Genomic DNA, 20626 nt, shown 5'->3' on the forward strand with positions numbered 1-20626 from the left:
TGATTTGCAATGGAAAAGGCGCTTCCCGCCATCCCCGCCAAACGCTACTTCACCATCGGTGAGGTCAGCGATCTTTGCGGCGTGAAGCCATACGTTCTGCGCTATTGGGAGCAGGAGTTCACCCAACTCAAGCCCATGAAGCGGCGCGGCAACCGGCGCTACTACCAGCACCACGAGGTGCTGCTGATCCGCCGTATCCGCGACCTGCTCTACGACCAGGGCTTCACGATCAGCGGCGCGCGCAACCAGCTCAGCGACGGCCTGCCGCCCGCTGCGGCGCAGAACTTCCGTGACGAAGCGGAGGCAGCGCAGGCGCTTGACGCGCTGGAGGGTGACGACGACGGCGACATGCGGGTCGAACTGGCGCATCTGCCCGCCGCTCGCCCGCACGCGTCGCATGCTCAACCTTTGAAGGCCGCAGAGGCCTCGATGACGCTGCCGGTGCTGGCAGTCGACCCGCTCACTTCACTAGAGCAGGTCCGCGCCGAACTTCTTGCGATCCGCGCCAGCCTTCTGACCTGAGCGCCGGATTTCTCCGCTATACTGATTGGCTCAGTCGGGGCGTAGCGCAGCCTGGTAGCGCACTTGCATGGGGTGCAAGGGGTCGCGAGTTCGAATCCCGCCGTCCCGACCAAATAACAAGAAGAGAATCAACGGCTTAGCAGCTTCGGCAGCTAGGCCGTTTTCCTTTGCGCGGGCGTTTTTCTGCTTCACGGGGTGCACCGCCGATTTGCTTGCGCCGCAGGCCAACTCGCCGTTCTGGCAGAGCCGCCGGGCGCGCGTTCTTCTACCATGGCGACGGCGTCAGGCCACGATGCCAAGGCGTACCGCAGGCCGGTGCTTGGGCGCCGCATCGGACTGACGACGGATCAGCGTGTAGTCCATCAACTGCTGATTGACCGGCAACTTGACCCCATTGCGCCAGGCGCGGATCTGCCTGACCAGCACGTCGACCGCCGCGCTGGCCATGTCGCCTATAGGCTGGCGCACGGTCGTCAGTTCGGGCCAGATCGTCGTGGCCAGTGGGGCGTCGTCAAAGCCCACCACGGTGAGATCACTGGGCACGTAAAGCCCCAGCCGCTGAGCCACCGCAACCGTTGCGGCCGCCATATCGTCATTGCTGGCGAAAATCGCCGACGGCCGCTGGCTGCCGGACAGCAGTTGCTCTGCCGCTTCCAATCCGGACCGGTAGGTGAAGCGCCCCTGCCGGATCTGGATGTCGTGCTCCAGGTCGAGCCCAGCCTTGCTCACGGCCGCGCGGAAACCGGCAAGGCGGCGCTCACTGCTGCTCTGGCCTGGATCACCCATGATGAAGCCAAGCCTCTCGTGGCCCAGAGCCAGCAGATGCCGGGTCATGTCGTAGGCGGCCTTGTAGTCGTCGATGCCGACGCTGTTGAAATGCGGCGAGGGATTGCCCGCGGAAACCGTCACCACAGGCGTGCCACTGCGCGCGATCAGGTCCTGTAGCGCCTTCGATTCGCAGAACGGCGGCGGCAGGATGAGACCGTCTATGCCTTTGGCGAGCATGGTGGTGACCACTTCCATGTAGTCGCCACTGACATCGCAGTACTGCGCGTTGAGTTGCACATGCCGCAGGCTGATCTTGCTCAACAAACCCAGCATGAAGCCGTTCAGGTAGCCCGCGCGGGTGTCGCTGTAGAGCAGGCCCACCAGAATGGGCCGCGCGCCGGCCAGTTTGCGCGCCGCGGGGTTGGGCGTGTAGTTCAGCGCTGCAACAGCGGCCTGGACCTTGGTGCGAGTGTCCGACTTCACGGTCAATTCACCGTTGACGACGCGCGATACCGTCATGGTCGACACGCCGGCCAGGCGGGCCACATCCGCCACCGTGGCCGGCCTGGGCCCGGTACCGGGCTGTTCTGCGCGCTTCATGGACATCCTTTCAAGCCGGGCGAGATAGCCGCTGATATATCAGTGCCATCGTAGAAAGCGATTGCGACGCCCAGCAATCAAATTCCCGAGCGATTCGATCTCAAGATGGATATCGATCCACTCAATCTGAGGATTGGCATCCGCCCTTGAGGCACGCGATGACAAAAGTCGAATCACTCGGCGGCCAGAAGTCATTGGCCCGGCCGGGGCGCCGCGCTGCGGCGGCCGTTCAAGGGTGGCGACGCCGCCGGCGCGCGGGTTGATTCAATCTCGACCTCGATTGGTTCGGTTGGGCCTGTGGACGGCTTTGGGGCCAGGTTTTGGCCCAGCATAGGATGGTAGCAATCGCCGCAATACCATATTAATGGTTGCGTAAACATTTTTTCCTTTACGTACCAATACACCAATCCGTCGCGCGTGGCGGCCCCGGCGCAGCAGAATCCCCGGCGGCGGGCCGCGGCCCGGCCTGGTAGCGCTACATGACCAWCAGAACAGACAAGGAGACCCATGAACTCACCCGCCCTGCGGCTCACCCGGTCGCTCATCCCCGCCCTGCTGGGCCTGCTCGCCACCCATGCCCAAGCCGAAGTGCGCCTGGCCCAGGTGTTTGGCGACCACATGGTGCTGCAGCGCGAGCAGCCCATCCGCGTGTGGGGCTGGGCCACGCCCGGGCGCACGCTCAGCGTGGAGCTGGCGGGCAGCAAAGCCAGCGCCAAGGTGGGCGGTGATGGCCGCTGGACGGCGCAGCTGCCCGCGTTGAAGGCGGGCGGGCCGCACCGGCTGCGCGTGCTGGGCGATGGCCAGGTCGAGCGCGCCGACATCCTGATCGGTGACGTCTGGCTGCTGGGCGGCCAGTCCAACATGGAGTGGCCGCTGTCGACCACCGACACGGGTGCGCAGGAGGCCGCCGCGCCGCAGAACGCGCAACTGCGCCACCTGCGCGTGCCGCTGCGCGCCAGCCTGCAGCCCGAGGCCGACATCGCTCCCGCATCGTGGATCGTGGCGGAAGCCGGCACGGTCGGCGATTTCAGCGCCGTGGGCTACTACTTCGCCCGCCAGATGCAAACGGCGCAAGGCGTGCCCATCGGCCTCGTCAACACCGCCTGGGGTGGCTCGCACCTGGAGACCTGGATGCGCCGCGACGCCGCGCTGGCCGACGCCGACCTGGCGCCCATCGTGAAGGCCTTGCCCACCGACAACGCCGCCTTCGCCCAGGCACTGCGCACGCGCCTGGAGGCCCGCGTGGTGGCCTGGCAGCCGGGCCTGGCCTGGCAGGGTGTGGACGCCAAGGGCTGGTCCGCCGCCGGCGAGCTGGACGCGAACTGGCCCACGCTGCAGGCGCCTGGCGTCTGGGAAGGCCAGGGGCTGGCGGACCTGGACGGCGTCGTCTGGCTGCGCCGCAAGGTGGAGCTGAACGCCGCACAGGTGGGCGGCGCGGCCGAGCTGCACCTGGCCAAGGTGGACGACTGCGACGAGGTCTGGGTGAACGGCCAGCGCGTCGGCGGCCAGTGCGGCTACGACCAGTCGAGGCGTTATGCCGTACCGGCCGGTGTGCTGCGCGCAGGCGCGAACTGGATCGCCGTGCGCGTTACCGACACGGGTGGCGGCGGCGGTTTCCATGGCGACGCGGCGGCGATGCGGCTGGACACGGCCGCCGGCGCAGTGTCATTGGCCGGCCCCTGGCGCGCCCGCGTCGAGCAGGTCAGCGTGGCCAGCGGGCCCACCGCCAACGACGCGCCCACGCTGGCCCACAACGGCCTTATCGCGCCGCTGAACGGCCTGGCCGTGCGCGGCGTGCTCTGGTACCAGGGCGAGAGCAACACCGGCCGCGCGGCGGCCTATGCCGGCGACTTCCAGCGGCTCATCAAGGACTGGCGCGCGCAGTTCCGCCAGCCCGACATGCCCTTCTTCTTTGTGCAGCTGGCCTCCTTCCTGCCGCTGCAGGACAACCGCCCGGGCCATGGCGGCTGGGCCGAGCTTCGTGATGCGCAGGCTCAGGCACTGAAGCTGCCCCACACCGGCATGGCGGTGGCCATCGACGTGGGTGACGCGAACGACATCCATCCGCGCAACAAGCGCACGCCGGGCCAGCGCCTGGCGGCCCTGGCGCTGCACGACCTGGGCTTGCGCGCTGCAGCGGCCAGCGGGCCGGTGTTGTCCGGGTCGGAAGTGCGCGGCAATGAGCTGTGGCTGCGCTTCAAGAGCACGGCCGGCGGCCTGCGCCCCGCCAAGGCCGGTGAGGCGCTGCGCGGCTTTGTACTGGCCGGCGCAGACCGAAAGTTCGTTGCCGCCACGGCGCGCATCGACGGTGATGCCATCGTGCTGAGCAGCCCGGCCGTGCCCGCACCTTTGGCCGCGCGCTATGCCTGGGTGGACAACGCCAGCGAGTCCAACCTGCTGGGCGGCGACGGCCTGCCGGCTGCACCGGCGCGCAGCGACGAATGGCCGCTGGAGACGCTGGGCAAGCGCTACCCGCAGTAGGCGTTCATCGGTTCTTCTCGGTGAGGACGGTGATCTCGGCCGACACCAGTCCGTCAGCTTCAGCGCGCACCACCAGCTTGCCGGCAACGCCGACGCGGCCACGCACGATGGCCAGCGCCTGGCCGCCGAAGGCCTTGCGGCTGGGCGACGGGAAGGGCTCGAAGCTGGTCGCGTCGCCGTTGTCGGTGGCGACGATGTCGCCGGGGCCGTCGACGCTGAATCGGATGCGCGTGTCGGCGCGCGGCACGGGGCGGCCGGCGGCGTCGGTGATGGTCAGCGTGATGAAGCTGAGATCGCTGCCGTCGGCGGCGATGGTCGTGCGGTCGGCCTTCAGTTCCAGGCCGGTGGCGGCGCCCGCCGTTGCGACGCTGGCCGTGGCCCAGGGCTTGCCGTCACGCCAGGCCTGCAAGCTCAGCTCGCCCGGTTCGTAGACGACGTCGTCCCAGCGCAAGCGGTACTCGCCCGCGCCCTTCTTGCGCTTGCCCAGCGAGCGGCCGTTCAGGAACAGCTCGGCCTCGTCGCCGCTGGTGAAGGCATGCACCGGCGTGACCTGGCCCACGCGCTCAGGCCAGGTCCAGTGCGGCAGCAGATGGGCCATGGGCAGGTCGGGCCGCCAGCGCGACTGGTAGAGCCAGTAGCGGTCCTTGGGAAAGCCGGCCAGGTCGACGATGCCGGAGTAGGAACTGCGCGCCGCGTAGTAGGGCGTGGGCTCGCCGAGGTAGTCGAAGCCCGTCCAGACGAACTCGCCGGCGACGAAGGGGTGGGCGTCCAGCGCGGCGAAGACCTTGTCGGCCGACGCGCCGAAGTCCACCGCGTACAGCTCGTAGCCACTGACCTGCAGCGCCTTGTCGTCGCCACCACGGCCGTTGCGCGTGATGGAGCTGTTGGCCGGCGTGACCGGGAACAGGTAGACGCCCCGGCTGCTGAAGGCCGAGGCCGTCTCGCTGCTGAGCACCAGCTTGCTCGGGAATCGCTTGTGAAAGTTGGGGTATTGCGGCGGCGTGCGGATGCGGTCGGTGCCGACGAACTCGGGGTCCTGCCGTATGCCCTCGCCCTGGTAGTTCAGACCGATGACGTCGACCTCGGCCGGCAGCGGCATGTCGGCCTTAGCGAAGTTCATCGCCGTGGTGGTGGGGCGCGTCGGGTCTTCCTCGCGGGCAATCTCGTGCAGGCGGCGCGCGACGGCGGCGCCGGCCTCGCCGGTGTACTGCTCGCCCACCTCGTTGCCGATGCTCCACATGACGATGGACGGGTGGTTGCGGTCGCGGCGCAGCATGCTGCGCAGGTCGGCCTCATGCCAGTCCGGGAAGATGAGGTGGAAGTCCAGCGGCGTCTTCTTGCGCTCCCAGGAGTCGAAGATCTCGTCCACCACCAGCAGGCCCATGCGGTCGGTCAGCGCCAGCAGCGCCGGGTCCGGCGGGTTGTGCGACAGACGGATGGCGTTGCTGCCCATGGCCTGCAGGATCTCCAGTTGCCGCTCGGCGGCGCGCACATTGAAGGCGGCGCCCAGCGCGCCGAGATCGTGGTGCTGGTTGACGCCTTGCAGCTTCACCGGCTGGCCGTTGACGTGCAGGCCGGTGTCGGCGTCGAAGCGCAGCGTGCGGATGCCGAACGGCGTCTCGTAGCGGTCCACCACACCGGCCTTGCCCTGCAGCCGCGTGACCGCCAGGTAGCGATGCGGTTGCTGCTGGGGCCTGGGGCCCCACAGCCAAGGCTTGGCGATGCGCAGCGACATCGTCACGACGCCCTGCCCGCGCGCCGGCACGGCTACATGCGGCTTCAGCGCCGCCACCACGGCCTCGCCCATGGGCTTGCCATCGGCGCCGAGCGCAAAGATCTCGGTCAGTACGTCGACGCGCGCTGCCTTGCCGCCGTCGTTGTCCACACGCACTTCCACCGCCACGGTGGCTTCCTGCGCCGACACCTGCGGCGTCGTGACAGTGGTGCCCCAATGCGCCACATGGACCGGCTCGGTCTTGGTCAACCAGACCTTGCGGTACAGGCCCGCGCCCGGATACCAGCGTGCAGATTCAGGCGGGTTGTCCAGCCGGATGACCAACTGGTTCATGCCGCCCGGCTGGGCCCAGGGCGTCAGGTCGAGGCGAAAGGAGTTGTAGCCATAGGGCCAGCCGCCCACCAGCTTGCCGTTGAGCCAGACGGTGGCATAGGACATCGCACCGTCCACGTCCAGGAACAGCGAGCGGCCACGGTCCGCCGCCGGGATGTCCAGCGCGCGGCGGTACCAGGCCGGGCCCCAGGTCTGCAGGCGGCCCATGCCGCCGTAGGGGCCGGTCTCCAGGAAGGGGCCGGCGATGGCCCAGTCGTGCGGCAACGTAACGGCCTGCCAGCCGCTGTCGTCAAAGCCGGGGCGCACGAAGTCCACGTCGCTGCCCGGGTGGCCCTCGGGGCGGCGGTAGCGCTTGGCGGGGTCCTTGATGAAGGCATTGGCGCTGGGCAGCACCCAGGGCTTGAGTACGGCGTCCGCCGCGCCGGACGTTGGTTTGACTGCCTCGTCGGGCCGCGCGTCGGCCACCTTGCCATCGGCCGAGGCCTGCACCTCGGGCCGCACGTCGTACATCAGCCGCGCCGTCGCGCCGGCGGGGTCACCGCGATGGAAGCGCCAGCCCGTGGCCAGGTCGATGCGTTCGCGCGCCAGTGCGGGTACCGCCGCCTGGGCCGCGGCGGGCAGCGCCACGGCCATCCCCAGGGCCAAGCCTGCAGCAGCGCGCCGCCAGGGGTTGCCAAGCATGAAGTCTCCAGATCGTTGTTGGTATCGGTCTCATCCCATGCGCCAGCGCCTAGGTGGAAACGCCAGACATTAGAGTACGGTCGGTAAATATGATAGCGATACCAAACATCGAGAGATAACACCGCTCATGAAGTTGACCACTGACGGGTTGGCGCCCGCCACGCCCCGGCAGCCGGACCTCTGATCTTCGCGCCAGCAGCTCCTTGCCATGACGCAGCCCACCCTCTCGCCGCGCCCCGACCTGCGCGCCAAGCTGCATGACGTCGCCCGGGAAGCCGGCGTCAGCCTGGCCACAGTGGACCGGGCGCTGAACCAGCGCCCCGGCGTCAGCGCCCGCACGCTGCTGCGCGTGCAGGAGGCCGTGCAGCGCCTGACGCTGCAGAACGAACCCAGCACCGCGCCGCAGCCCCGGGGCGGCAGCTGGCTGCTGTGCTTCCTGCTGCCGGCCGGGCAGAACAGCTTCGTGGAACAACTGCGCGAGGCCTTGCACGCGCTGACGCCCTGGCTGAGCGAGCAGCACGCCCGCGTGGAGGTGCGCACCACGGACGCCTTCTCCCCCGCCGCCGCGTCGGCAGCCGTGCGGCGCTTGCGCGGCCAGTACGACGCCGTCGTGCTGATGCTGGAAGACCACCCGCTGGTGCGCGACGCGGTGGACCGCATGGCCGGCGACGGCACCTGCGTCATCACGCTGGTGTCCGACATCCCGGCGCGGGCCCGCAACCATTTCGTCGGCATCGACAACCGCGCCGCTGGCCGCACGGCCGGGGCGCTGCTGGGCCGCAGCCTCACGGGGCGCAGCGGGCCGGTGGGCGTCGTCATGGGCTCGCTGGCGCTGCACGACCATGCGGAGCGGCTGCTGGGCTTTCGCGAGCTGATGGCGGCCGAGCATCCCCAGCTGGAGCTGCTGCCGCCGCTGGCCTGCCAGGACCGCCCGGAGTCGGCCCGCCCGCTGGTGGCGCAACTGCTGGCCGAGCGGCCGGACCTGGCCGGGCTGTACAGCATCGGCGCCGGCAACGACGGCATCCACACCGCCCTGCGGGACGGCGGCGCGGCCGGGCGCGTGGCCTGGGTCTGCCACGAGCTGACGCCGCAGACGCGCGCGGCCTTGCTGGACGGCACGGCCAGCGCCGTCATCGGCCAGTCGGCCGCCCAGGAGGCGCAACTGGCCTGCCGCCTGGCGCTGACACGGCTGACCCGCCAGCGCAGCCCGGCGGACGCCGCGCCCATCCGCATCGAGATCTACCTGAAGGACAACCTGCCATGAAGTCCCCTCTCACCGCGCTGGTGCTGGGCGCGGCGGGCCTGCTGCTCGCCAGCCTGCCGGCACGCGCTTGGCAGGCCGACAACGGCGACGGCAGCTACAGCAACCCGCCGCTGTACGCCGACTATCCCGACCCCGACGTCATCCGCGTCGGCGATGACTTCTACTTCGCCACGACCACCTTCGCCAACTCGCCCGGCCTGCGCATCCTGCACTCGCGCGACCTCATCAACTGGCGCATCGCCGGCCATGTGCTGCCCAAGCTGGAGGGCGGCCCGGCCTTCGACCTGCAAGGCGGCGGCGTCTACCGGCGCGGCGTGTTCGCGCCCAGCCTGCGCTTCCACAACGGCGAGTTCGTCATCGCCTTCACGGTGGTGGGCCAGAACACGCGCCTCTGCCGCGCCGCCCGGGTGGCCGGCCCGTGGCGCTGCCACTCGCTGGACCGCGCGGCATTCGACCCCGCGCTGTTCTTCGACCGCGACGGCAGCGCCTTCATCGCTACGGCCATCGGCAGCGATGGCACGGTGACGCTGCTGTCGCTGGACAAGTCGCTGAGCCGCGTCACCGAGGCGCGCAAGGTGCACTACATCCCGGGCGCCGAGGGCTCCAAGCTGGTCCGCCGCGGCGACTGGTACTACCTGTTCAACGCCGTGYCGCGCCGGCTGGCGATGACGATCTCGCGCGCCAAGGCACTGACCGGGCCGTGGGAAACGATCAACGTGATCGACACGGCGACCAGCGGCGGCCACCAGGGCGCCATCGTCGACCTGGCCGACGGGCGTTGGTGGGGCTTCGTCATGCAGGACAAGCCCAGCATCGGCCGCATCACCAACTTCAGCCCCATCTTCTGGCGCGACGACTGGCCCGTGTGGGGCACGCCCGAGGCGCCCGGCCGCGTGCCGGCGCGGGCCGTCAAGCCGGTGCAGGGCCAGCCGGTGGCGCAGCCGGACACGAGCGACGAGTTCGACCGCACCGAGCTGGGCCTGCAATGGGCCTGGAACCACAACCCTGACGACGCACGCTGGTCGCTGACCGAGCGGCCGGGCTGGCTGCGCCTGAAGGCCACACCGGCCAGCGGCTTCTGGACGGCTCGCAACACGCTCACGCAGAAGGGCCAGGGGCCCTACAGCCGCACCGACGTTCGGCTGGACCTGGCAGCGCTGAAGGCCGGCGACCGCTGCGGCGCGGGAACGCTGGGCAAGGTCAACGCCGGCATCGCCGCCGTGCGCAGCGAGGACGGCAAGCTGTGGCTGGAGCGGCACACCGTCATCGACAACGGCGACCGCGACCCGGCCACGGTGCAGCCCGGCCCGCAGGCTGCGCTGGACGCGACCACGGTGACGCTGCGCACCGAGATGGACTTCGAGCGAGCGCGGGGCCGGCTGTCATGGCTGAACGGCAGCCAGTGGCAGGCGCTGGGCGACGAGTTCGCGCTGATCTACGACTGGCGCACAGGCACCTTCCAGGGGCCGCAGGTCGCCCTCTTCTGCTTCAACACCGGCAGCGGCGCGGCCGGCCACGTCGACGTGGACTGGTTCCGCTTCAGCGACCAGCGCGTGGCGGACTGACTCAGGGTTTGGCGCACGGCCGGCTGCGGCCACGGCTGCCAGCCGGGCAGGGCCTGGCTACGTGTCGCCCGATTCGAGCGGCGCCAGCAGCAGGTTCAGTTCCGTCGCGCTGAACTTGCTCAAGGCGCCGCCGTCGTCGCTGCCCAGCAGGCCGTCGGCCAGCGCCTTCTTGCGCTCCTGCAACTCCAGCATGCGCTCCTCAATGCTGCCCTGGGCCACGAGCTGGTAGACGAAGACCGGCTGGTCTTGGCCGATGCGGTGGGCGCGGGCGCTGGCCTGGCTTTGCACGGCGGGGTTCCACCAGGGGTCGACATGGATGACGGTGTCGGCCGCCGTCAGGTTCAGGCCCACGCCGCCGGCCTTCAGGCTGGCGAGCAGGATGGGCACCTCGCGGGCCTGGAAGCGCTGCACGACGTCACCGCGCGCAGCAGCAGCGGTCTGCCCGGTCAGGCGCAGATGAGGCAGGCCCAAACGGTCCAACTCAGCGGCAATCAGGTCCAGCATTTCGGTGAACTGCGAGAACACCAGCAAGCGCCGGCCCTGGGCGACGAAGTCGGGCAGGTGCTCGCGCAGCCATTCGAGCTTGGCACGTTCGATGTTCGGCGCCATCTCGACACCCTTGACCAGCCGCGGGTCACAGCAGACCTGGCGCAGCTTGAGCATCGCGTCCAGCACGCTGATGAGGCCGCTCGCGCTGAAGCCGTCGCGCATCAGGATGCGGCGCACCATGTGGTCGGCCGCCACGCGCACGCTCTCGTACAGCTGCTTCTGCTGGCCCAGCAGCGGCACGCGCTTGACCAGCTCGGTCAGCGGCGGCAGCTCGGTCGCCACCTCGGTCTTCATGCGGCGCAGGATGAAGGGCCGCACGCGGGCGGCCAGCAGGCGGGCTCGCGGGCCGTCGCGGTTGACCTCGATGGGCTTGCGCCAGTGGCGCGCAAAGGTGCGCGAATCGCCGAGGAAGCCGGGCATCAGCAGATCGAACAGCGACCACAGCTCGCCGAGGTGGTTCTCCAGCGGCGTGCCGGTGAGGGCCAGCAGGTGGCGCGCATCCAGCCGGCGCAGCGCGCGGGCCGCGCGGGCCTGGGAGTTCTTGACGGACTGGGCTTCGTCCAGGATCAGCAGATGCCAGGGCTGCACGGACAACGCCCGCAGGTCGCGCCAGACGAGGTTGTAGGTGCTCAGCACGATGTCGGCGCTGGCCAGATCGACGGCCGCGCGATCAGCGCCGTGCCAGGTCTGCACCACCAGCCCCGGGGCGATGCGCGCGGCCTCCTGCTGCCAGTTGAAGAGCAGCGAGGTCGGCACGATGACGAGCGCCGGGCGGTCCAGCCGGCCGGCCTGCTTCTCGGCCCAGATGTGGGCCAGCGCCTGGGCCGTCTTGCCCAGGCCCATGTCGTCGGCCAGGATGCCCGCCAGGTTCTGCTCGCGCAGGTATTGCAGCCAGGCCAGGCCGTGCAGTTGATAGGGCCGCAGCGCTAGGCCCAGGCCGGGCGGTTGCGGCGTCGACGTGGGCGTACCGGCCGCCAGCAGGCGCCGGCCCAGCGCCATCAGCCCGGCGTCGCCGTGGATCTGCCAGCGGCCGCGCGATTCTTCCTCGATGCAGCGGATGCGGTCGGCATCCCAGGCGTTGAGCTTGAGCGGCTCGCCCTTCTCCAGTTGCACCGGCTTCAGCAGGTCCAGCAGCGCCAGCATGATGGCCTTGAGCGGCGCGGCCTCGGCGTGGAAGCGCCGGCCGCCGGGCGCGCGCAGCGAGATGACGGCGTCGTCCTCGATGGCGCCAATCGCAATGGCGTCCAGCCAGCGCTTGTCCTTGCGCAGCAGGTTGGCGATCAGCGGCGCGAGGTCGATACGCTCGCCGTCGACTTCCATGCCCAGGCTGACCAGCCAGGCGCCCTGGCGTCGCGCGAGTTGCACGCCCTCGACGCGGCGGGCGGGCTTGAGGGCAACTTCTTCAGCGTCTTCCGCCAGCCCAAGCTGCCAGCCGCTGACGGCGCGGCTGTGATGGGCAAAGCCCGGCTCGGTGGTGACCTGCCAGCCCAGGGCCAGCAGTTCGGGCGCCTTGTCGACGAGGAAATCGCCGAAGAACTCTTCCTGGACGAGGGTCCAGAGCGATGAACTCAGTGGCAGCGGTTCACCGCGCCATTGCAGCAGGCCGGGGTCCAGCGGGATCAGGCCCCGCGTCAGCAGCGCCTGCTCGGCGTTGGCATCGCCATTCGCCAGCATCGCCACCGTCACCTGTTCAGCGCGCGGGCCGAGCGCGCCGCGCGGGCGCAAGCCCAGCAGGCCGTCGCCGCGCGTCAGCGTGCGCAGCGTGAGGTGGGGAGGCGGGAAAGGCATCGCGACAGTCTCGCAGGGCGCGAGACTGTCGAGATCAAGCTCAGGAAGCCAGCACAGCCTTGATGTGGCTGGCGATGGCGTCGTCCTGGCAGTTCGTGAAGAACAGCTCCTGGAACTTCTCGCCCGACACGGCGGCCTTGAGCAGGTCCTGGTCGACGGCCTTCAGCGTCGTCAGCATGTCCTTGCACGAAGCGGCCTTCAGGTCCTTCAGGATGCCGCGGTTCTTGGCCATGATGGCGGCGCGCTCCTTGGGGTAGCCGGCGCCGCGCTCGTTCTCGAGCAGCTTGCGGTAGCAGTCCTGCAGATTCAGCTCAGCCGCCCATCCGAAGCCCTTGGCGTAGGGCATGGACATGGCGTTGCCGTCGTTGATCTGGCCGAACAGGAAGGCGTCGGTCGGGTCGATGACCAGGCCGCAGAACACGCCGGGCATGGAGTTGCAGGCCAACATGGAGCCCATGCCGGTGCCGCAGCCGGTGATGACGAAGTCGGCGGCCTTGGAGTTCAGCAGGATGCCGGCCAGCAGGCCGTTCATCACATAGGTGAGGGAGGCCTTGTCTTCCGGCGTGTACATGCCGTAGTGGTGGACGCTGTGGCCAAGCGGCTCGGCAACGGTCTTGAGCGCGCTGTGCACGATCTCGGACTTGGCGGCTTGGCTGTTCTCGATGATGAGGGCGATCTTCATGGCGGTGACTTTCAGAGGCGGTGCGGAATGGGGCGGACGCGGCAGAGGCCGCATGCGGATGCCATTTTGCCCGTTTATGGAACGCCGTTCCGAAAATCTCACTCAAGCCCGCGAGCGATGCGGGGATTCAGTCGCAGCTTCTCAATCGCCCTCGCCGCCCAGCGGCTTCAACTGGCGCCCGGCAGGCAACGCGCGCAGGTACTTGAACGTGCCGGTGGCATGGGCGCAGAGCTTGCCGTCAGCAGCGAAGACCGAGCCCTCGCAGAAGGCCATCGTCGTGGAGCGGTGCAGCAGCTTGCCCACCGCGCGCAACTCGCCTTCGCCGGGCCGCATGAAGCTGGTCTTCATCTCCACGGTGACGACGCCCGGGCCGAGGTCCGGCAGATGCCGGTTCACGCTGCGAGCGGCGTGGGCCATAGCCACATCCAGCAGCGTCATGACGACGCCACCATGAGCCACGCGCCAGGAGTTCAGATGCTGCTCGGCAATCGTCAGCCGCAGCTCCGCCTGGCCGTCCTCGATGGCGTGCAGCGTGAAGCCGAGTTGCTCGACGAAAGGAATGTGAACCGGGAAATCCATCGCCGGATCAGCCGCCGTGGATGGCCGACACCCCGCCGTCCACCGCCAGGATCTGGCCGGTGATGTGCTTGCCAGCGCGCGACGCGAACAGCAGCGCCGCACCCTTCAGGTCGTCGTCATCGCCGATGCGGTTCAGTGGGGCGTGTGAGGCCATCTTCTCCTCGCCGACGGCCGCGAGCAGGCCCTTGGTCATCTTGCTCGGGAAGAAGCCCGGCGCCAGCGCGTTGACGGTGATGCCGTATTGGCCCCACTCGCCGGCCAGCGCACGCGTGAAGTTCACGGCCGCGCCCTTGCTGGTGTTGTAGGCGATGGTCTTCATGACGGCCGAGTTGCCCGAGAGGCCGGCGATGGACGCCACGTTGATGATGCGGCCGGACTTGCGCGGAATCATGCTGGCTTTGGCCACGGCCTGGGCGAAGACGAACAGGCTGCGGATGTTCAGGTCCATGACCTTGTCCCAGGCCTCAATGGGGTGCTCCTCGGCGGGCGCGCCCCAGCTCGCGCCGGCGTTGTTGACGAGGATGTCGATCTGGCCCAGGCGCTCCATCGTCTCGGTGACGACGCGTTGAGCGTCCTCGGGCTTGGCGGCGTCGGCGGCGATCCAGCGCGTGTCGATGCCGCGCGCCTGCAGGTGAGCCGCGGCTTCCTCGAGGTCGGCGGCCTTGCGCGAGGTCAGCATGATCTTGGCGCCGGCTTCACCCAGCGCCTCGGCGATCTGCAGGCCCAGGCCACGCGAGCCGCCGGTGACGAGGGCCACTTGGCCGCTGAGGTCGAAGAGGTCTTGGACTTTGGTGCTCATAGGTATTCAGCCTTGATGTCTCGGAAGAGGGGTTCGCGGCGCGCGACGACGTCGAGCCAGGCGCCGATCTTGGGCAGTTCGTAGGCGAAGAAGTAGTGAGCGGCTGCGCGCTTGCCATGGGCGAAGTCGCTGTCGCCGCTGACACTCAGCACCACGTCGAGCCACAGCCAAGCCAGCACCGTGTGGCCGAAGGCCTGCATATAGGGCACGGCGTTGGCCAGCGCGTCTTCGGGCTGGCCGGTGCTCCAGGCTTTCTTGGTCGCACCACCGACCTGGGCGAGTGCGGCGGCGAGCTGGTTGGCTTGCGGTGCCCAGTCGGTTTGCATGGCGCGTTCGATGGTCTGCTGCACGCGGGCGGCCAGCGCCGCCAGYGATGCGCCGCCCTGCTGCACGACCTTGCGGCCCAGCAGGTCCAGCGCCTGGATGCCGTGCGTGCCCTCGTGGATCATGTTCAGCCGCTGGTCGCGCCAGTACTGCTCCACGGGGAAGTCGCGCGTATAGCCATAGCCGCCCAGCACCTGGATGGCCAGCGAGTTGGCCTCCAGACACCACTCGCTGGGCCAGCTCTTGGCGATGGGGATGAGCACGTCCAGCAGGGCCTGCGCGCCGGCCTTGTCGTCGCCCGTGGCCAGCTCGTCGACGAGGCGGGCGCAGTACAGCTCCAGCGCCAGGCCGCCTTCGACATAGCTCTTCTGCGCGAGCAGCATGCGGCGCACGTCGGCGTGTTCGATGATGGGCCGCTGCGGGCTGGCGGAGTCTTTTCCGGCGGCCGTCATCGGCCGGCCCTGCGGGCGCTGCTTGGCGTACTCCAGGCTGGCCTCGTAGCCGGCATAACCGAGCATCACAGCGCCAAGGCCCACACCGATGCGGGCCTCATTCATCATGTGGAACATGCAGCGCAGGCCGTCGCCGACCTTGCCGACGAGGTAGCCCACCGCGCCACGGGGCGCCGCCGGGCCGCTCCCAAGGCGCCCCACATCCCCTTGGGGGATCGGCGGCGTACCCGCAGCCGAGGGGCTGAACTTTCCTTCGCCGAAGTTCAGCAGGCAATTGGTCGTGCCGCGATAGCCCAACTTGTGGTTGAGCCCGGCCAGCACAACATCGTTGCGCTCCCCGGTGAGCTGGGCCTGTTCGTTGACCAGCCACTTGGGCACGATGAAAAGGGAGATGCCGCGCGTGCCGGGGATGAGCTTGCCATCCGGTCCGGGCACCTTGGCGAGCACCAGATGGATGATGTTCTCGGTGATCTCATGCTCGCCGGCGGAGATCCACATCTTGTGGCCGGTCAGGCGGTAGCGCGGGCCGAGCGGGTCGGTCTCGTCGTCCAGCTCGGCACGCGTGGCCACGTCGGACAGCGACGAGCCTGCCTGAGGTTCAGACAGGCACATCGTGCCGAACCAGCGGCCGGCGAACTCGTTTCTGGCGAACACCTCGCGCTGCAACGGCGTGCCGTGGGCCATCAACAGGCTGGCATTGCCCGAGGTCAGCATCGCGTAGCCACCCATGGCCACGCTGGCCTTGCTGAAGAAGGCGTTGCCCGCCATCTCGATGACGCAGGGCAGCTGCATGCCGCCCACGTCATAGTCCTGCGCGGCGGCCAGCATGCCGGACTCGGCATAGGCCTTGGTTGCGTCGTGCGTGGCCTGGGGCAGGTGCACGCGCTCGCCGTCGAAGTGCGGCTCCTGCGTGTCGGCCAGGCGGTTGAAGGGCGCGAACTTGTCGCGGGCAATGCGCTCGCAGGTGTCGAGCACGGCGGTGAAGGTCTCGGCCGAATGCTCGGCGAAGCGCTCGCGCGTGGTCAGGTCGGCGGACTTCAGCCAGTCGAACAAAAGGAAGTCGAGGGTCTCGCGCATGTTCAGCTTTCGGCCAGCTTGACGATGGTGCCCTGGGCCAACGCACACAGCTTCTCGGCGCCGTCCTTGACCGCAAACACCTCGCAGCGGCACACCGCCTGCGTCTTGCTGACGGCATCGGCGCTGGCGCGGGCAATCAGCCGCTCGCCCACTGCCGGGCGAACGTAGTTGATCTTGAACTCGGACGTCACGACGGGCACCTGCATCGCCGTGCCGCCGGCAAAGGTCAGCGCGTTGTCGGCCAGGTAGCTGACGATGCCGCCGTGCGCAAAGCCGTTCTGCTGCAGGTGCTCGGGTCTCAGCGCGAGTTGCAGGTCGACCTTGCCCGGCGCCAGTGCCGCTAGCTCCGACCCCAACAGCACGCTGAATGGCTGCTTGGCGAGGACCTCGCGACCCATCGCCAGGAAGACCTCTGGTGTGACGCTCACAGCACTTCGAAGACGCCAGCCGCGCCCATGCCGCCGCCGATGCACATGGTCACGCAGACACGCTTGGCGCCACGGCGCTTGCCTTCGATGAGGGCGTGGCCCGTCAGGCGCTGGCCCGACACGCCATAAGGATGGCCAACAGCAATCGCGCCGCCGTTCACGTTCAGGCGGTCCATCGGGATGCCCAGCGTGTCGGCGCAATACAGCACCTGCACGGCGAAGGCTTCGTTCAGCTCCCACAGGTCGATGTCGGCGACCGTCAGGCCCAGCTTCTTCAGCACCTTCGGGACAGCGAACACGGGGCCTATGCCCATCTCATCGGGCTCGCAACCGGCGACGGCAAAGCCGAGGAAGCGGCCGAGGGGTTTCAAGTTGTGCGTGGACGCGTAGTGCTCGCTGACCAGCGCGCACGCGCCGGCGCCATCGCTGAACTGGCTGGCATTGCCGGCCGAGATCAAGCCGCCGGGCATGGCGGAGCGCAGGTCCTTGATGGCGTCATAGGTGGTGCCTTCGCGCAGTCCCTCGTCGGCGCTGATGGTCACTTCCTTGCTCATCAGGCCCATGACCTTGTCCGCCACGCCCATGGTCGTCGTCACCGAGATCAGTTCGTCGGCAAACTTGCCGGCTGCCTGGGCGGCGCAGGCCTTCTGCTGGCTGCCGGCGCCGTACTGGTCCATGCGCTCACGCGAGATGCTGTAGCGCTTGGCCACGTTCTCGGCGGTCTGCAGCATGTTCCAGTAGATCTCGGGCTTGAGCTTCATCAGCGCCGGGTCGACCAGCATGTGCTTGTTGGCCTCTTGCTGCACGCAGGAGATGCTCTCGACGCCGCCGGCGATGTAGACGTCGCCCTCGCCCGCAATGATGCGTTGCGCGGCCATCGCGATGGTCTGCAGGCCGCTGGAGCAGAAGCGGTTGATGGTGACGCCGCTCACCGTGATGGGCAGGCCGGCCTTCAGCGCGATCTGGCGCGCGATGTTGGAGCCCGTGGCGCCTTCCGGCGTGGCGCAGCCCATCAGCACGTCCTCGATGGCACCGCCATCGATACCGGCGCGCTCGACAGCGGCCTTGACGGCATGGCCGCCCAGCGTCGCGCCATGGGTCATGTTGAACGCGCCCTTCCAGCTCTTGGCGAGCGGCGTGCGGGCGGTGGAGACGATCAGTGCGTTGCTCATGTCTTGTCCTTAATCAGTTGGTGCCAGAGCTACTCGCTTCGCTCGATCGGTCTGGCACGCAAAGCGTTCAGATTGGCCGGGCGCTCAGGTGAAGGACTTGCCTTCAGCCACCAGTCGCGCCAGCAGCGGCGCGGGCGTCCAGAACGCGCCGTCGTCCATCGGGTTCTTGGCAAAGCGGTTCATCGCCTGCACGACGTTGAAGAGGCCCAGCGTGTCGGCGTAGCACATCGGGCCACCGCGGAAGATCGGGAACCCGTAGCCGGTCAGGTAGACCATGTCCACGTCCGACGCGCGCTGGGCGATGCCCTCTTCCAGCAGATGCGCAGCCTCGTTGACGAGGGCGAACACGAGGCGGTGCACGATCTCTTCGTCGCTGATGTCGCGGGTCTTGGCGCCAATCGCTTCGCGGTGTTTCGTCAGCAGCTCGGCCACCACCGGCGACGGGATCGCGTCGCGCTTGCCGGGCAGGTAGTCGTACCAACCCGCACCCGTCTTCTGTCCAAAGCGGCCCAGCTCGCACAGGCGGTCGGCGCTGGCCGAATACTTCATCGTCGCCCGCTCGACCGAACGGCGTTTGCGAATTGCCCAGCCGATGTCGTTGCCTGCCAGATCACCCATGCGGAAAGGCCCCATCGCGAAGCCGAACTTCTCGACCGCCTTGTCGACTTGGCTAGGGCTGCAGCCTTCATCCAACAGGAAGCCGGCCTGGCGGCTGTACTGCTCGATCATCCGGTTGCCGATGAAGCCGTCGCAGACGCCCGACACGACCGCCGTCTTCTTGATCTTCTTGCCAATGGCCATGACCGTGGCCAACACATCCTTGGCGGTCTCCTTGCCGCGCACGACCTCCAGCAGCTTCATCACGTTGGCCGGGCTGAAGAAGTGCATGCCCACCACGTCCTGCGGACGCTTCGTGAAAGATGCAATCTTGTCGACGTCCAGCGTCGACGTGTTGGAGGCCAGGATGGCGCCGGGCTTGGCGACTTCGTCCAGTTGCTTGAACACGGCTTCCTTGACGCCGATCTCCTCGAACACCGCCTCGATGATGAGGTCGGCGTCGCCCAGGTCGGCATAGTTCAGCGTCGTGCTCAGCAGCGCCATGCGCTGGGCGTACTTGTCTTCCTTGAGCTTGCCCTTCTTGACCTGGGATTCGTAGTTCTTCCTGATGGTCGCGATGCCCCGGTCGAGGGCTTCCTGCTTGGTCTCCAGGATGGTGACCGGGATGCCGGCGTTCAGGAAGTTCATCGAGATGCCGCCACCCATCGTGCCGGCACCAATGACGCCCACCTTCTTGATGTCGCGCAGCGGCGTGCCTTCGGGCACGTCGGAAATCTTGCTGGCCACGCGCTCGGCGAAGAACAGGTGGCGCAGCGCCTTGGACTCGGGCGTCTGCATCAGCGCCGCAAAGCCCTCGCGCTCGGCACGCATGCCGTCGTCGAACTTCATCGTCACGCTGGCGGCCACGGCTTCCAGGCAGCGCAGCGGCGCCGGGAAGTTCTTGCTCATGCCGCCCACCATGTTGCGGGCGAACTGGAAGTAGGCCTCGGCGTTGGGGTGGCGGGCCTTCAGCTCACGCACCTTGGGCAGCGGGCGCTTCTCGGAGATTTCTTCAGCCAACTTGACCGCCGCATCCAGCACATCGGCGTCAACGATCTTGTCGAACAGCTTCTGGCCCGGGACCATGGCCAGCATCTGCGCCTCGACCGGCTCGCCGCTGACGATCATGTTCAGCGCGGGCTCCACGCCCAAGGCGCGCGGCAGGCGCTGCGTGCCGCCGGCGCCCGGGAGCAAGCCAAGCTTCACTTCCGGCAGCGCGACCTTGGTGCCCGTCTGCGCGATGCGGTAATGGCAGCCCAGCGCAAGCTCCAGCCCACCGCCCATGCAGACGCTGTGGATGGCCGCGACGACCGCCTTGCTGCTGTTCTCGACGACCGAGATCAGGCTGAGCAGATTGGGCTCGGCCAGCGCCTTGGGCGAGCCGAACTCCTTGATGTCCGCGCCGCCCGAAAACGCCTTGCCGGCACCGGTGATGACGATGGACGTGATGGCCGGGTCGGCCTCGGCGCGCTCCACGCCGGCGGCAGCGGCGGCGCGGGTGGCAAAACCCAGGCCGTTGACCGGCGGGTTGTCGAGCGTGATCACGGCGACGCTGCCGCGAACTTCGTAATGGGCTGTCATGGGCACGACCTCGGTTGGCGGGCCAACCGCGCATCCAGCAGCCGGCCCAGAAATAGAACGATCGTTCGATTCTAGGCAGCGCCCGCCGCGCGGTCTTGTCCCGGCAGTGACAAGGCGGCCTGGGCCTTCGTCGCGGCTACTCCGTTCGGCGCAGCACCACCGTGTCCTTGAAGGCCTGCGGCTTGTCCTTGGCCGGCTGCGGCTGCAGCTTGGACTCGGCATACAGCCGCGCTGCCTCGGCGGCGTCGACGGGGGCCTCGGCCGGAGGCGCCGAGCGCGGCGCCGGGCGCACGGCCAGGCGCAGCTCGTGGTTCTCGCGCTGCAGCTGCTCGATCTGCTTGCGCGCCTGCGTCAGCTGCTGGCCGGCCAGCTGCAGGGCTTGCTCCGCCTGAAGGTGGCGTTGCGCCTCGCGCTTTGCGCGGCTGGACAACCAGGCATTCACGCCGCCCGCGGCCAGCAAGCCGCCCACCAAGAAACTGCCTAGCAGTGGCAACAGTTGGCCGTTGTCCATGAGTCTTCTCTCCCTGACTTCGTTGTCGAAGCAACTGTAAAGGCGCCATCGTCGCCGTCACGCCAGACCCGCCCTGACAGGGTTTCCCACAAGACACCAAGCCTGCGCGGTGACCTTGGTCGCGATGCAACCCGGGGC

The 20626-nt window shown here is 68.5% G+C and carries 15 protein-coding genes and 1 tRNA gene; 5 read left to right on the forward strand and 11 right to left on the reverse strand.

Translation table 11 applies throughout. The features are described from left to right. The first annotated feature begins 9 nt into the window (after positions 1 to 9). Entirely contained in the window at positions 10 to 522 is a 513-nt protein-coding gene (locus ACXRVZ_RS03980) for a MerR family transcriptional regulator (RefSeq protein WP_457419749.1), read from the forward strand. A 35-nt stretch (positions 523 to 557) separates the two neighbouring features. Next, positions 558 to 634 (forward strand) — tRNA-Pro (locus ACXRVZ_RS03985). 170 nt (positions 635 to 804) lie between these two features. On the opposite strand, the gene ACXRVZ_RS03990 is transcribed toward ACXRVZ_RS03985, so the two are convergent. Next, complete coding sequence (locus tag ACXRVZ_RS03990) at positions 805 to 1890, reverse strand: LacI family DNA-binding transcriptional regulator (protein WP_457419751.1); 1086 nt, start codon at positions 1888 to 1890, stop codon at positions 805 to 807. 507 nt (positions 1891 to 2397) lie between these two features. On the opposite strand from ACXRVZ_RS03990, the gene ACXRVZ_RS03995 reads away from it, so the two are divergent. Further along, positions 2398 to 4371: a sialate O-acetylesterase gene (locus ACXRVZ_RS03995; protein WP_457419753.1), complete on the forward strand. Its 1974-nt coding sequence runs from the start codon at positions 2398 to 2400 to the stop codon at positions 4369 to 4371. Between the two features lie 4 nt (positions 4372 to 4375). On the opposite strand, the gene galB is transcribed toward ACXRVZ_RS03995, so the two are convergent. Next, the gene (gene galB / locus ACXRVZ_RS04000; protein WP_457419755.1) at positions 4376 to 7120 is read right to left on the reverse strand and encodes a beta-galactosidase GalB; all 2745 of its coding nucleotides are present in this window, start codon (positions 7118 to 7120) and stop codon (positions 4376 to 4378) included. A gap of 208 nt (positions 7121 to 7328) precedes the next feature. Here galB and ACXRVZ_RS04005 point away from each other — a divergent pair, with 208 nt between their 5' ends. Both ACXRVZ_RS04005 and ACXRVZ_RS04010 read left to right on the forward strand, forming a co-directional pair. Then, positions 7329 to 8384 carry a LacI family DNA-binding transcriptional regulator gene (locus ACXRVZ_RS04005; RefSeq protein WP_457419757.1) on the forward strand — a complete coding sequence of 352 codons (1056 nt, stop codon included), beginning with the start codon at positions 7329 to 7331 and terminating at the stop codon, positions 8382 to 8384. After that, positions 8381 to 9949, forward strand: a complete 1569-nt coding sequence (locus ACXRVZ_RS04010; RefSeq protein ID WP_458232193.1) for a glycoside hydrolase family 43 protein — start codon at positions 8381 to 8383, stop codon at positions 9947 to 9949. Before ACXRVZ_RS04005 ends, ACXRVZ_RS04010 begins: the two co-directional genes overlap by 4 nt. A 57-nt stretch (positions 9950 to 10006) precedes the next feature. Here the strand turns inward: ACXRVZ_RS04010 and ACXRVZ_RS04015 are convergent, their stop codons facing one another. The 9 genes from ACXRVZ_RS04015 to ACXRVZ_RS04055 all read right to left on the reverse strand — a co-directional run bounded on the left by ACXRVZ_RS04015 (position 10007) and on the right by ACXRVZ_RS04055 (position 20488). Then, positions 10007 to 12286, reverse strand: a complete 2280-nt coding sequence (locus ACXRVZ_RS04015; RefSeq protein ID WP_457419761.1) for a DEAD/DEAH box helicase — start codon at positions 12284 to 12286, stop codon at positions 10007 to 10009. 40 nt (positions 12287 to 12326) lie between these two features. After that, a complete protein-coding gene (locus tag ACXRVZ_RS04020; RefSeq protein ID WP_457419763.1) occupies positions 12327 to 12968 on the reverse strand; it encodes an RpiB/LacA/LacB family sugar-phosphate isomerase in 642 nt (213 codons plus the stop codon). Between the two features lie 141 nt (positions 12969 to 13109). Then, a complete protein-coding gene (locus ACXRVZ_RS04025) occupies positions 13110 to 13547 on the reverse strand; it encodes a PaaI family thioesterase (protein ID WP_457419765.1) in 438 nt (145 codons plus the stop codon). A 7-nt stretch (positions 13548 to 13554) separates the two neighbouring features. Further along, a complete protein-coding gene (locus ACXRVZ_RS04030) occupies positions 13555 to 14346 on the reverse strand; it encodes an SDR family oxidoreductase (protein ID WP_457419767.1) in 792 nt (263 codons plus the stop codon). Further along, a complete protein-coding gene (locus ACXRVZ_RS04035) occupies positions 14343 to 16205 on the reverse strand; it encodes an acyl-CoA dehydrogenase (protein ID WP_457419857.1) in 1863 nt (620 codons plus the stop codon). Before ACXRVZ_RS04035 ends, ACXRVZ_RS04030 begins: the two co-directional genes overlap by 4 nt. Then, positions 16202 to 16597 (reverse strand): PaaI family thioesterase, encoded by a 396-nt coding sequence (locus ACXRVZ_RS04040; RefSeq protein ID WP_457419859.1) that lies wholly within the window; start codon positions 16595 to 16597, stop codon positions 16202 to 16204. Before ACXRVZ_RS04040 ends, ACXRVZ_RS04035 begins: the two co-directional genes overlap by 4 nt. A gap of 26 nt (positions 16598 to 16623) precedes the next feature. Next, positions 16624 to 17799: an acetyl-CoA C-acyltransferase gene (locus ACXRVZ_RS04045; protein ID WP_457419769.1), complete on the reverse strand. Its 1176-nt coding sequence runs from the start codon at positions 17797 to 17799 to the stop codon at positions 16624 to 16626. A gap of 84 nt (positions 17800 to 17883) precedes the next feature. Then, positions 17884 to 19977: a 3-hydroxyacyl-CoA dehydrogenase NAD-binding domain-containing protein gene (locus ACXRVZ_RS04050; RefSeq protein WP_457419771.1), complete on the reverse strand. Its 2094-nt coding sequence runs from the start codon at positions 19975 to 19977 to the stop codon at positions 17884 to 17886. 136 nt (positions 19978 to 20113) lie between these two features. After that, on the reverse strand, positions 20114 to 20488 hold the full coding sequence (locus tag ACXRVZ_RS04055; RefSeq protein WP_457419773.1) for a hypothetical protein: 375 nt from the start codon (positions 20486 to 20488) through the stop codon (positions 20114 to 20116). Positions 20489 to 20626: the final 138 nt, after the last annotated feature.

It is taken from the genome of Roseateles sp. P5_E8, from assembly GCF_054177665.1.